11 protein-coding genes and 2 pseudogenes are annotated in these 11,836 nt (G+C 71.4%); 8 read left to right on the top strand and 5 right to left on the bottom strand.

Features of this window, described 5'->3' with window-relative positions:
- Window positions 1-418: 418 nt before the first annotated feature.
- Both AB0I73_RS33820 and AB0I73_RS33815 read left to right on the top strand, forming a co-directional pair.
- Window positions 419-1,936 (top strand): glutamate-cysteine ligase family protein, encoded by a 1,518-nt coding sequence (locus AB0I73_RS33820; protein WP_363043893.1) that lies wholly within the window; start codon window positions 419-421, stop codon window positions 1,934-1,936.
- Between the two features lie 89 nt (window positions 1,937-2,025).
- Complete coding sequence (locus AB0I73_RS33815; RefSeq protein ID WP_363043920.1) at window positions 2,026-2,826, top strand: type II CAAX endopeptidase family protein; 801 nt, start codon at window positions 2,026-2,028, stop codon at window positions 2,824-2,826.
- A 68-nt stretch (window positions 2,827-2,894) separates the two neighbouring features.
- Here the strand turns inward: AB0I73_RS33815 and AB0I73_RS33810 are convergent, their stop codons facing one another.
- Window positions 2,895-3,710, bottom strand: coding sequence for a PhzF family phenazine biosynthesis protein (locus AB0I73_RS33810; RefSeq protein WP_363043892.1), 816 nt, complete (start codon window positions 3,708-3,710; stop codon window positions 2,895-2,897).
- Window positions 3,711-3,886: 176 nt separating this feature from the next.
- Here AB0I73_RS33810 and AB0I73_RS33805 point away from each other — a divergent pair, with 176 nt between their 5' ends.
- From AB0I73_RS33805 to AB0I73_RS33795, 3 genes are all read left to right on the top strand, one after another.
- Entirely contained in the window at window positions 3,887-4,516 is a 630-nt protein-coding gene (locus tag AB0I73_RS33805) for a PadR family transcriptional regulator (protein WP_363043890.1), read from the top strand.
- Window positions 4,517-4,614: 98 nt separating this feature from the next.
- Entirely contained in the window at window positions 4,615-5,628 is a 1,014-nt protein-coding gene (locus tag AB0I73_RS33800) for an EamA family transporter (RefSeq protein WP_363043888.1), read from the top strand.
- A 244-nt stretch (window positions 5,629-5,872) separates the two neighbouring features.
- Window positions 5,873-6,826, top strand: coding sequence for an EamA family transporter (locus AB0I73_RS33795; RefSeq protein ID WP_363043886.1), 954 nt, complete (start codon window positions 5,873-5,875; stop codon window positions 6,824-6,826).
- Window positions 6,827-6,872: 46 nt separating this feature from the next.
- On the opposite strand, the gene AB0I73_RS33790 is transcribed toward AB0I73_RS33795, so the two are convergent.
- Window positions 6,873-7,556: a pyridoxamine 5'-phosphate oxidase family protein gene (locus AB0I73_RS33790; RefSeq protein WP_363043918.1), complete on the bottom strand. Its 684-nt coding sequence runs from the start codon at window positions 7,554-7,556 to the stop codon at window positions 6,873-6,875.
- Between the two features lie 35 nt (window positions 7,557-7,591).
- Here AB0I73_RS33790 and AB0I73_RS33785 point away from each other — a divergent pair, with 35 nt between their 5' ends.
- Window positions 7,592-8,929 carry an aminotransferase class I/II-fold pyridoxal phosphate-dependent enzyme gene (locus tag AB0I73_RS33785; protein WP_363043884.1) on the top strand — a complete coding sequence of 446 codons (1,338 nt, stop codon included), beginning with the start codon at window positions 7,592-7,594 and terminating at the stop codon, window positions 8,927-8,929.
- 41 nt (window positions 8,930-8,970) lie between these two features.
- Here AB0I73_RS33785 and AB0I73_RS33780 read toward each other — a convergent pair whose 3' ends face one another.
- The 3 genes and pseudogenes from AB0I73_RS33780 to AB0I73_RS33770 form a co-directional block, all read right to left on the bottom strand.
- Entirely contained in the window at window positions 8,971-9,447 is a 477-nt protein-coding gene (locus AB0I73_RS33780) for a pyridoxamine 5'-phosphate oxidase family protein (RefSeq protein WP_363043882.1), read from the bottom strand.
- 30 nt (window positions 9,448-9,477) lie between these two features.
- Window positions 9,478-9,972: a Rieske (2Fe-2S) protein gene (locus AB0I73_RS33775; protein ID WP_363043880.1), complete on the bottom strand. Its 495-nt coding sequence runs from the start codon at window positions 9,970-9,972 to the stop codon at window positions 9,478-9,480.
- 258 nt (window positions 9,973-10,230) lie between these two features.
- Window positions 10,231-10,464 (bottom strand): annotated as a pseudogene (locus AB0I73_RS33770) (transposase); the annotation flags it as partial.
- 282 nt (window positions 10,465-10,746) lie between these two features.
- On the opposite strand from AB0I73_RS33770, the gene AB0I73_RS33765 reads away from it, so the two are divergent.
- Together AB0I73_RS33765 and AB0I73_RS33760 are read left to right on the top strand one after the other, a co-directional pair.
- Window positions 10,747-11,241 carry a GNAT family N-acetyltransferase gene (locus AB0I73_RS33765; RefSeq protein WP_363043878.1) on the top strand — a complete coding sequence of 165 codons (495 nt, stop codon included), beginning with the start codon at window positions 10,747-10,749 and terminating at the stop codon, window positions 11,239-11,241.
- A gap of 139 nt (window positions 11,242-11,380) precedes the next feature.
- Window positions 11,381-11,723: pseudogene (locus AB0I73_RS33760) on the top strand (transposase); the annotation flags it as partial.
- Window positions 11,724-11,836: the final 113 nt, after the last annotated feature.

The raw sequence follows: 11,836 nt of genomic DNA, 5'->3' as shown, positions 1-11,836 counted from the left end.
TCGAGGCTGGATCACTCGACCGTGGGCGCCAACCTTCTGCCCTGTCCACAGAGTTTATATGACGCGTGTTCGGGCTGTGTTTCCGCTAGCTTTTTTCGCCCCGTTGAACAAGGGCACTTCCGGTCGATGAAATGGGGGAATCATCCCGATTCCGAACCGGGTGCACAGCGGTGACCTCGATAAACGGTCGTTAAGCGGTAGGCCTATTGTCGTCGGCGTTTTTCACGAGTCCGTCGTCGCGTTGTTGCGTGCCATTCCGGCCATGCCGCGTGAATGTGCCAGTGGTCACATTCGACCAGCGTAGCGGTCGACAGACCGGTTGGGGGCGTTATCGATCGCATCCACGGGGCATCCTCCCCTGTGGACCGGGACCCCGGCGGCCGATCATCGGACCGCCCAGCCGAGGAGGGACGCTTCGATGGGGGAGAAGGTGGTGGCAGGCGGGTTCGACCTGTCCGATCGCCAGCGCTACCGCGACAAGCTCCGCAGGTGCCTGACAGGCTTGGAGCGACTCCTGGCGGAGAAGCGGTTCGACCGCCCCAAGAACCTCGTGGGGCTGGAGATCGAATTGAATCTCACGGGCGCCGACGGCATGCCTAAAATGTTGAACGGGCAAGTCCTCGAACGGATCGCGAGCCGGGACTTCCAGACAGAGCTCGCCATGTTCAACCTGGAAGTCAACATAGCTCCACATCGTTTGGACGGGCGGGTATTCGACCGGCTCGCCGAGGAACTGCGCACCTCACTCGCGTACGCCGACCGGAAAGCCGCCGAGGTGGACGCCGAGATCGTGATGATCGGTATTCTGCCGACGCTGGACCGCGACGACCTCGTCTCCTCGAATCTCTCCGAAGTCGACCGCTACACCCTGCTCAACGACCAGATCGTGGCCGCCCGCGGGGAGGACTTCAGCCTCGACATCGACGGGGTGGAACACCTCAGCTGCACCTCCAAGTCCATCGCGCCCGAGGCCGCCTGCACCTCGGTGCAGCTGCACCTCCAGGTCACTCCGGCCCGCTTCGCCGACGTGTGGAACGCGGCCCAGGCGGTCGCTGCCGCCCAGATCGCCGTCGGCGCCAACTCGCCCTTCCTGTTCGGCCGCGAGCTGTGGCGCGAGTCCAGGCCGCCGCTGTTCCAGCAGTCCACCGACACCCGGCCGCCCGAGCTGCAGGCACAGGGCGTACGGCCGCGCACCTGGTTCGGGGAGCGCTGGGTCACCTCGGCGTTCGACCTCTTCGAGGAGAATCTGCGCTACTACCCGGCTCTCCTGCCCATCTGCGACGACGAGGACCCGCTCGACGTGCTGGACAAGGACGGCACCCCCACGCTCGCCGAACTCGTCCTGCACAACGGCACGGTCTACCGCTGGAACCGTCCGGTCTACGGCGTCGCCGACGGCGTCCCCCACCTGCGGGTGGAGAACCGGGTCCTGCCCGCCGGGCCCACCGTCGTCGACGTCGTCGCCAACGCGGCGTTCTACTACGGCCTGGTCCGCGCCCTCGCGGAGGACAGCCGCCCGGTGTGGACCCGGCTGCCCTTCGAGGCCGCCGCCGCCAACTTCGACGCCGCCTGCAGGCACGGCATCGAAGCCCGCCTCACCTGGCCCCGGCGCGGGCGCTACGGCGGTACGGCCGAAGTGGACGCGGTCACCCTCGTACGCGACGAGCTGCTGCCGCTGGCCGAGGCGGGACTGGACGCGTGGGGCATCGAGCCCGCGGACCGGGACCTGTACCTGGGCGTGATCGAGGAGCGCTGCCGGCGCCGGCAGAACGGCGCGAGCTGGCAGGCCGCGACCTTCCACCGGGCCCTGGACGGCGGCCTGAGCCGGGAGGCGGCGCTGGCCGCCACCACCCGGCGCTACCGCGAGCTGATGCTGAAGGGCGATCCGGTCCACACCTGGCCCGTCGGCCTCCCGGACCCGGTACCTGCGCCCTGACACCGGGGCGGGGCCGCCGAGGACCACCCGTCGGGCCGTCGGACGCTGCCCTCATACTGATCGCACGGATCGGTGATGTGGAGGCAGCTGTGCAGGCGGAGGCGGGCCCGCGGGCCGATGAGCATCCTCAGCGACGGCTCACGCGGACGATGCTCCGCGACGAGACGCTGCTCGTGCTCGCGGTGTCGCTCGGCGCGAGCGGAGTCTCCGCGCTGATCAGTTTCATCGGTTCGGTCACCCGGCCGGGCGGCCTGAAGGACCAGGCGGCCACCCTCAACGCCTCGGCCGCACCGGGCCGTCCCTGGCTCGACCTGGCCTGGCAGCTCTTCGGGATCACCACCGCGCTCGTTCCCGTCGCGCTCGTCGCCCACTTCCTGCTGCGCGAAGGCGCGGGACTGCGCGCCCTCGGGTTCGACCGCACCCGGCCCTGGTCCGACCTCGGCCGCGGAGCGGCGGTCGCGGCGGTCATCGGCAGCAGCGGCATCGCCTTCTACCTGGCCGCGCGCGGGCTCGGCTTCAACCTCACCGTGGTGCCCGAGGCGCTGCCCGAGGTGTGGTGGAAGTTCCCCGTGCTGATCCTCTCGGCACTGCAGAACTCGATCCTCGAGGAGGTCATCGTCCTCGCGTACCTGCTGCGCCGGCTCGATCAGTTGGGCTGGACACCGGGCGCCGCGATGGCGGGGAGTTCGGTGCTGCGCGGTTCGTACCACCTCTACCAGGGCATCGGCGGTTTCGTCGGCAACATGGTCATGGGCGTGGTGTTCGTGTACCTCTACCGCCGCTGGGGCCGGGTGGGGCCCCTGGTGGTCGCGCACACGCTGCTCGACATCGGTGCGTTCGTGGGGTACGCGCTGCTCGCGGGCAAGGTGGGCTGGCTGCCCACGGCCTGAACGACCCGGAGACCGGGAAGAGGCGTACCGGCCGTGCCGGTACGCCCCTTCGCCGTTCCGGCACCCGGTCAGGCCAGGAGTTCGCCCTCGATGACCGTCACCGCCCGCCCGCCCAGCAAGGTGCGCTCGCCGCACAGCTCCGTACGGACGCGGCCGGAGCGGGGCGAGGCCTGGAGGCCGGTGAGGCCGGGGCGTCCGAGACGCTCGGACCAGTAGGGGGCCAGCGCGGTGTGGGCGCTGCCGGTGACGGGGTCCTCGTCGATGCCGAGGTTCGGGAAGAAGCAGCGGGAGACGAAGTCGTAGTCCCCGGACGGGTCCGCTGCGCGGGCGGTGGCGATGACGCCGCGCTCGGAGTGGGTGCCGAGGGCCTTCAGATCGGGCCGCAGGGAGTGGACGGTCCGCTCGTCGGCGACCTCGACCAGCAGGTCTCCGACGTTCGGGCCGGTGTCGAAGGCCGTGAGCGGTTCGGTGCCCAGTGCGTCGGCGACCCCCGCGGGGATGTCGAGCCGGGTGAGCGGTGCCGTGGGGAAGTCGAGGGTCACGGAGCCGTCCTCGGCCGGCGTCGCGACGAGGACACCGCTGAGGGTGGCGAACCGGACGGACCCCTCGTGGGCGCCGGTGGTGTGCAGGACGTGCGCGGTGGCCAGGGTCGCGTGGCCGCACATCGCGACCTCGGTGGCGGGGGTGAACCAGCGCAGCGCCCAGTCGGCCGTGCCGCCCGCGGGCAGCGGGTGCGCGAAGGCGGTTTCGGCGTGGTTGACCTCCAGGGCGACGTTCTGGAGCCAGGTGTCGTCCGGGAACGCCTCCGTGTCCAGGAGCAGGACCCCGGCGGGATTGCCGGAGAAGGGCCGGTCTGTGAAGGCGTCGACGATTCGAATGCGCATGCCCTGACGGTACGGGCCGAGCAAAGTCGCAGACCAAGGCCAATTCAGGCGCGTTGGACCGGCCGTACGGGTCCCTCTGCCCGGCAACGGGCGGTCGAGGGGGTTGTCCAGCGAAACTCATCGATATATCGTTGAGATATCGCGACAGGTCAACGATGGAATGGAGAGTGGTTGCGATGCGTACCCATGGTCGCGAGCACGGTCAGGGCGGCCCGCGGGGCGTCCGGAGCGACTTCGAGCGGCTGCGGGCCGCGTTCGGGCCCTTCGGCCCCTCGGGACCCGGCGGTCACGGTGGCCCCGGCTTCGGTCCGGGTTTCGGGCACGGCCCCTGGGGCGGTGGCCGAGGGCGTGGCGGCCCGAGGGGGAGGGCGCGGCGCGGTGACGTGCGGGCCTCGATCCTCGCCCTGCTGAAGGATCGCCCGATGCACGGCTACGAGATGATCCAGGAGATCGCCGAGCGCAGTGGCGGGGCGTGGAAGCCCAGCCCCGGCTCGGTGTACCCCAACCTGCAGCTGCTGGAGGACGAAGGGCTGATCGCCAGCGAGTCCGAGGGCGGCAAGAAGCTGTTCGCGCTCACCGACACCGGTCGCACGGCGGCCGAGGAGGGCCCGGAGGCACCTTGGGAAGAGGCCTCGCGCGGGGTCGACTGGGAGGCGCTGAGCGAGATCCGGCAGGCCGGGTTCGGTCTGATGGAGGCCTTCGGGCAGGTCTGGAAGACCGGCAGCAAGGAGCAGCGGGAGAAGGCGCTCACCGTCATCAACGAAGCCCGCAAGAAGCTGTACCTGATCCTCGCCGACGACGACTGAGGACGGGTGCGCGGCCCTGAGGAAAACTGAGGGAGCCACCGTCCAGCAGGTGAGACAGGAGCCATGGGGATGACGCTCCTGTCGACGCCTGACATCATGTGCCGGTGTCTACCTCTGTCAGCACCCGGAACACCCTGGGCACCCGTGGGAAAGGCGTGGGGCTCGGCCTCGCGCTGTTGTCCGCGGTGGCCTTCGGCGGCTCCGGTGTCGCCGCCAAGCCGCTGATCGAGGCGGGACTGGACCCGCTGCACGTCGTCTGGCTGCGGGTGACGGGCGCGGCCCTGGTCCTGCTGCCGCTGGCGGTGCGCCACCGGGGGCTGCTGCGCAGTCATCCGGCGCTGCTCGCGGGGTTCGGACTGTTCGCCGTCGCCGGCGTCCAGGCCTGCTACTTCGCGGCCATCTCCCGCATCCCCGTCGGCGTCGCACTGCTCGTCGAGTATCTCGCGCCCGCGCTCGTCCTCGGCTGGGTGCGGTTCGTCCAACGGCGGCCGGTGACCCGGGCGGCGGCGGTCGGTGTGGTCCTGGCGGTGGGCGGACTGGCCTGCGTCGTGGAGGTGTGGTCGGGCCTCGGCTTCGACGTCCTCGGATTGGCGCTCGCGCTCGGCGCCGCCTGCTGTCAGGTCGGGTACTTCGTCCTGTCCGACCAGGGCAGCGACCACGGCGACCGGGCGCCGGACCCGCTCGGGGTGATCGCCTACGGTCTGCTCGTCGGCGCCGCCGTACTCACCCTCGTCGCCCGTCCGTGGTCCATGGACTGGTCGGTGCTCGGCGGCAACGCGAGCATGGACGGCACCCCGGTCGCGGCCTTCGTGCTGCTGGCCTGGATCGTCCTCGTCGCCACGGTCGTCGCGTACGGCACCGGAGTGCTCTCGGTGCGGCGGCTCTCGCCGCAGGTCGCGGGGGTCGTGGCCTGCCTCGAAGCGGTCATCGCCACCGTGCTGGCTTGGGTTCTCCTCGGCGAACACCTGTCGGCGCCGCAGCTCGTGGGCGGTGCGGTGGTGCTGGCGGGCGCGTTCATCGCCCAGTCCTCCGCGCCGGCCAGGAACTCCGAGGGGCCGGTGGCGAGCGGAGGGCCCGAAAGGGAATTGTCCACGCCCGGAACTGCCGCCTAAGGTGCTGATCATGCATGCGCGCGCACTCGTCCTTCCGCCTCCCGCCGCCTGAGGCGGGTCCACAGCTCCCTCCGCCCGGTGCGCCGCCGGGCCGTGCGGTGCAGCCCGCAGACGCGGTCCGCGGACCCCGTCGGCCCGGCTCGACCCGGGCCTGATCCGGGGCTTCCTTCCTTTCGCGCAGTGCGCGCACCGCCGTGAGTGGTGCGTACCCGCGCGTATCTGTGTGCACCTGCGGAGAGAACACGTGTCGAACGCCGTATCCGGCCTGCCCGTCGGGCGAGGTCTGCTCTATCTGATCGTCGCCGGTGTCGCCTGGGGCACCGCCGGCGCTGCCGCGTCGCTGGTCTACCGGGCCAGTGACATGGGCCCGGTCGCCCTCTCCTTCTGGCGCTGTGCGGCCGGACTCGTACTGCTGCTCGGGGCCCGGGCACTGCTCCCGCGCACCCGGACCGTGCCCGAGCCCCTGGGCCGCAGGGTGTGGCGGGCCGTGGCCACCGGAGTCGCGCTCGGCGTGTTCCAGACGGCCTACTTCGCCGCCGTCGCCGCCACCGGACTCGCCGTGGCCACCGTCGTCACCCTCGGCGCGGGACCCGTTCTGATGGCGCTCGGCGCACGGCTGCTCCTGGGGGAGCGGCTCGGCCGGGGCGGGAGCGCCGCCGTCGCCGGGGCGCTCGCCGGGCTCGTCGTCCTCGTCCTCGGTGGCGGGGAGGCGGTCGTGGACCTGTGGGGCGTGCTGCTCGCGCTCCTGGCCGCGGCGGGCTACTCGGCGATGACGCTGCTCACCCGCTGGTGGGGGCGGGACGGCGGGCTGGACGCCTCCGGCGCGACGGTCGGGGCGTTCGCCGTCACGAGTGTGCTGCTGCTGCCGTTCGCCGCGGTCGAAGGGCTGGTCCCGCACACGGGCGACCCGGGTCTGCTGCTGTGCCTCGTGGCGTACGTCGCAGCGGTCCCGACCGCTCTCGCCTACGGCCTGTACTTCGCGGGCGCGGCCGTCGTACGGTCGGCCACCGTGTCCGTGATCATGCTGCTGGAGCCGGTGAGCGCGGCGGTGCTCGCCGTCGCCCTGCTCGGGGAACGGCTCACCTCGGCCACGCTGGTCGGCACCCTGCTGATGCTGGGCGCGGTCGCGGGGCTCGCGGTGGGCGAGGCACGGCTCGCCCGGGCCCGCAGGACGGAGGACGACGCGGTACCGGCGTGATGGCGGGCCCCGGGCCCCCGTGCGGCGCGGTCGCGGGGTGGCCGGATCACAGGGTCGCCAGATACTCCGGCAGCTGCGTGCCGGGGGCCAGACCGGGGTTGGCGAGCGGGGTGCCGTAGCCGAGGCTCAGGGGGACGATGCCCGCCCAGTGGGGGAGAGCGAGGTCCTCCGGCTCGTCGTTGACGCCGCCGGTGCGGAGCTTGGCGGAGACCTCGGTCAGGTCGAGACGGATCACCGCGGTGGCGGCCAGCTCCTTCTTGTTGGCCGGGCGGGAGTCGGCGGCGCGGCCGGGGACCACCTGATCTACCAGGGCGTCCAGCGACCGCCGCTTCTCCTCGGGGTCGGACACGTCGTGCGCGAGGCCGTGCACCACCACGGAGCGGTAGTTGAGCGAGTGGTGGAAGGCGGAGCGGGCCAGCACCAGCCCGTCCACATGGGTGACGGTCAGGCAGACCGGGAGGCCGGACTCGGCCCCGCCCGCCGCGCGCAGCGGGCGCGAGCCCGTCGAACCGTGCACGTAGAGCCGCTCGCCGACCCGGGCGTACAGCGTGGGCAGCACCACCGGCGCGCCGTCGCGGACGAAACCGAGGTGGCAGACGTACCCCTCGTCGAGTATCGCGTGCACCAGCTCCTTGTCGTACGCGGCGCGGTGGGGGGAGCGGGTGGGGACGGTGCGCTCGGTGGACGGGTAGCTGGTGGCGGGCTGCTGCGGCGGCAGGGTTCCCTGCATGGCGTTCTCCATTGCACTAGTGCATAATCTGCTTTGTGCTAGGAGAGTATCGGATCAGTGGGCGGCGCTCAGCGGAGATTTCGGCGAGCATTGAGCGCGCGGTGGGTGAAGGGGACCTCAGGCCGGGTGAACTTCTGCCCCCGATGCGGGAGTTGGCGGAGCAGCTCGGGGTGAATCCCAATACCGTCGCGTCCGCGTACCGGACCCTGCGCGAGCGCGGGGTGATCGAGACCGCGGGTCGGCGGGGGAGCCGGGTGCGGCCCAAACCGGCCACGACGGCGCGCGACTTCATCCGGGTGGAGGTGCCGCCGGGCGTACGGGACGTGTCCGACGGCAACCCGGATCCCGCGCTGCTGCCCCCGCTGGCCGAGGCGTTCGCCGCCGCGGCCGGGCAGGGGGACCGGGAGCCGGTGCTCTACGGGCACGCTCCCGTGGAGCCCGGACTGACGCGGCACGCACGCGCCTGGCTGGACGCCGACGGCGTTCCCGACGGCCCCGTCGCCGTCGCCTCCGGTGCCCTGGACGCCGTGGAGCGGGTGCTCGCGGCCCACCTCAAGCAGGGGGACGCGGTCGCCGTGGAGGACCCGGGATGGGGAAGCGTGCTGGACCTCGTCCCGGCGCTCGGGCTGCGGACCGTCCCGGTCGGCGTCGACGACGAGGGGCCGCTCCCCGATGACGTACGGCGTGCGCTGAGGGGCGGGGCGCGTGCGCTGATCGTGACGGACCGGGCGCAGAACCCGACCGGGGCCGCACTGAGCGCAACGCGCGCGCGTGCCCTGCGGGCGGTGCTCGCGGACCACCCGGAGACGCTGCTGATCGAGGACGACCACGGTCACCACATCGTCGACCTGCCCCTGCACCCCCTCGCCGGCCCCACCCGTAGCTGGGCCTTCGTGCGTTCGGCGGCCAAGGCGTACGGCCCTGACCTACGGCTCGCCGTGCTCACCGGGGACGCGGTCACCCTCGACCGGGTGCGCGGGCGGCAACGGCTCGGGCCGGGCTGGGTCAGCCGCACCGTCCAGCGCGCGGTGCTCCGGTTGTGGACCGGCGGTGCGGTGGACCCGGGCGCGGTGGCGGCGGAGTACGGGCGGCGCCGGGACGCCCTGATCGAGGCGTTGGCCCGGCAGGGGGTCACGGCGCACGGGCGCAGCGGTATGAACGTGTGGGTGCCGGTGCCGGACGAGACCGGCGCCGTCGCACGACTGCTGCACGCGGGCTGGGCGGTGGCCCCCGGCGCCCGCTTCCGGATGAGCACACCCCCGGGCATCCGCATCACCGTGTCGACGCTCACGGGGGACGAGATCGGCCCCCTGAGCGAGGCGGTCACCGCGGCGATCGGACCGGGCACACCGGAGTCCAGGACGTACGCATAGGACCTCTCGCAGAGGACCTCGCGTACGGACGACTCCTCAGGTCAGCCCACCTGGCGAGCGCCCAGTTTGCGGAAGTCCCAGGACACGATCTTCTCCGGGGTCAGCCGCATCCAGGCGTGCCGACCGTCGTGCGGCATCTCGTCCAGGCCGAAGTTCTTGCGCGCGAACAGGGTCTCGGGAACGTCGAGTTCGGCGAGGAGTTCGCCGGTGCGCGGTATCTCGCCCACGAACTCCATCCGCCCGGACAGCTCCGCACCGCGCAGTTCGTCGTACTCCTCGCCGGTGTCCACCACGATCGCCACCCGCGGGTCCCGGCGCAGCTCGGCCCAGCGCTTGGAGCGCACCACGGAGTACAGCCACAGTGAGACGCCGTCCCAGGCGAACCAGAGCGTGCTCACATGCGGCGCGCCGTCGGCCGACACCGTGGCGACCCGACAGGTGCGCTGAACGGTGAGGAAGTCGTCCAGCTCGCCCGGCGTCATCATGATCTTCCGGCCCCGGCGCTGCGTGGCGGTCATGCGGTCCCTCTTTTCTCACATGGGCCAGGCTCACGCGAGCCTGATCGAGTCCCCGCTGACGGTGATCTCCACGGACGGCAGCGGCGCGGTCGCCGGGCCGCCCTGCACACTGCCGTCGGTGATCGAGAAGTTACTGTTGTGGCAAGGGCAGTTGATGACTCCGTCGGCGACGCTCTTCACCGCACACCCCTGGTGGGTGCAGGTCGCCGAGAACGCCTTGAACTCGCCCGCCGTCGGCTGGGTCACCACCACCTTGCTGTCGGCGAAGACCTTCCCGCCGCCCTCGGGGATGTCGGCGACCGCGGCGAGCTCGGCCCCGGCCGCGTTGCCGCCGCCCGAACCTCCGCTGCTCGTCTCGTTGTTGTCCTGTGGGCTGCTGGACGCGCCGGAGCCCGCGGACGAGTCGGAGGCGTCGTCGGAGCCTCCGCAGGCGGTCAGCGCGACGGCGAGGCCTGCCGCTCCGGCCGCCGCCACGACGGTACGACGGGCAGGCCCCGATGCGAGCTGATGCGATGCGCTGGTCATGCGGGTGTGTCCCTTCCGGGGAGGTTGCGTGATCTGGCAAGAGGTACGGTCGGCGGGCCCACGTCGTTCAGGCCGTGCAGAGAGCTTGACCCGCGCCCGGCCGGAGGGGCGTAAGGCACAACTGTCGTTTCGCTGTCGGCGTGACGGGATGTACTGCCGCACGGAGATGAGCACCGCCCACGTCGGCTGTCACGCTCGGTTACTGTGCTCACTTCATGCCGGAGTCCACAAGCGAGGGGCGCGCCACCATCGACGTTGTTCGGCGACGTAGGTCTGCAGGTCGTCGCGCAGGCCGTCGGCGTCCCACCGGCTGTGGGAGAGCAGGTGCTGCAGGCCGTGTGGGGTGGCATGGCCGGCGTGCTCGGCGAGCTGCCAACTGTTCTTGCGGCCTACCGGGCCGAGCAGCCCGCGGACGTAGTCCCGCATCCGCCGACGTGGTTCCACACGGGAGAAGCGTCCACCGATCCGCAGGAAGAGTTCTTCGAGTTCCAGGTCCCAGGCGTTCGTCGGTACGTCGTGGATCACGACAACGGACTGCTCGTGGCGCTGTCATTACATGCGGCGCGGGCACACGTTCGCGGGACGGCCCCGGCAAGACCGTCCCGCGACCACAGCACACCCGCTACACTCCCCGCTGCCAGGCCGTTGACCAGGGAAAATCTAGAAGTCCGGCTGGAGTACTAGCACTCCAGCCGTAGATCGTTATGTGCCCTGGTCTTGGAGCTGTCTGCAAAACCAGGTGGCCTCAACGGACCATCTGGGTAAGGTCGGGCAATGCCCATGCTGAAGCCGCTGCATGCCGGCCACGCCCCGGCGGTCCTGGCCTTCGAGCTGGCGCACCGCGCCTACTTCGCTGCCTCGATCTCCGACCGCGGCGACGACTTCTTCGACCAGTTCACCGACCGGTACAACGCCTCGCTGGCCGAGCAGGAGGCCGGCATCTGCGCCTTCTACGTGCTCGTCGCCGAGGACGGCTCGGTACTCGGCAGGTTCAACCTGTACGACTTGGAGGACGGCACTGCCAGACTCGGCTACCGGGTCGCGGAGCGGGTCGTCGGCCGCGGCGTGGCGACCGCGACCGTCCGGGAGCTGTGCCGGATGGCGACAGCGCGGCACGGCCTGCGCACACTGCGGGCGGCCACCTCCCACGAGAACGCCGCGTCCCAGAAAGTTTTGGCCAAGGCCGGGTTCGTCCCGGTTGGCCCGGCCACCCCGGCCGATCTCGGCGGCAAGTCAGGCACCTGGTACCAGCGCGACCTCCTGCCATAGACCTTGATCTTGCTCGTGGGTCGGCTGCGGGAAGGCTGCGGCCACCGCTGATCATCGGTGTGTGAAGACTAAAGATCTTGCGATGGCCGCAGGTCACAGCACAGACCCTGCCCGCTGGCAGGAAGCGTTCGAGGAGGCCATGGGCCGGATCGCGGGCCGGTTCGCCCGGGTCGAACCCCGGCGCCGGGCCGGGCGGCTGGTGCTGGGCCTGCTGTCGGACCTGCCGCGCAAGAACTGCTGGACGATCGCGGAGTGGGCCGGGGAGGCCGGCCCGCACGGCATGCAGCATCTGCTGTGCCGGGCCGTCCGGGACACCGACGCCGTCCGCGACGACGTGCGCGAATACGTCGTCGAGCACCTCCACGACGAGGCCGCGGTGCTGGTCGTCGACGAGACCGGCGACCTGAAGGAGGGCACCCACACCCTCGCCGTCCAGCGCCAGTACACCGGCACGGCCGGGCAGGATCGAGAACTCCCAGGTCGGGGACTGTAAAACGTTCGGCTCTGGCCCACATTCGGTGGAGACGCTTTGTGGCCACGGTTGCTGACGGTGGAGTACGCAGGTCGGAGGGGTGCTCGCGGTTGCCAGGCGGGA

Origin of the sequence: Streptomyces sp. NPDC050388 (assembly GCF_040655635.1) — a bacterium.
In the GTDB taxonomy this organism is placed as follows: Bacteria; Actinomycetota; Actinomycetes; order Streptomycetales; family Streptomycetaceae; genus Streptomyces.
The sequence above is the reverse complement of the archived record's forward strand: the minus strand, read 5'-3'. Positions and strand labels throughout refer to the sequence as shown.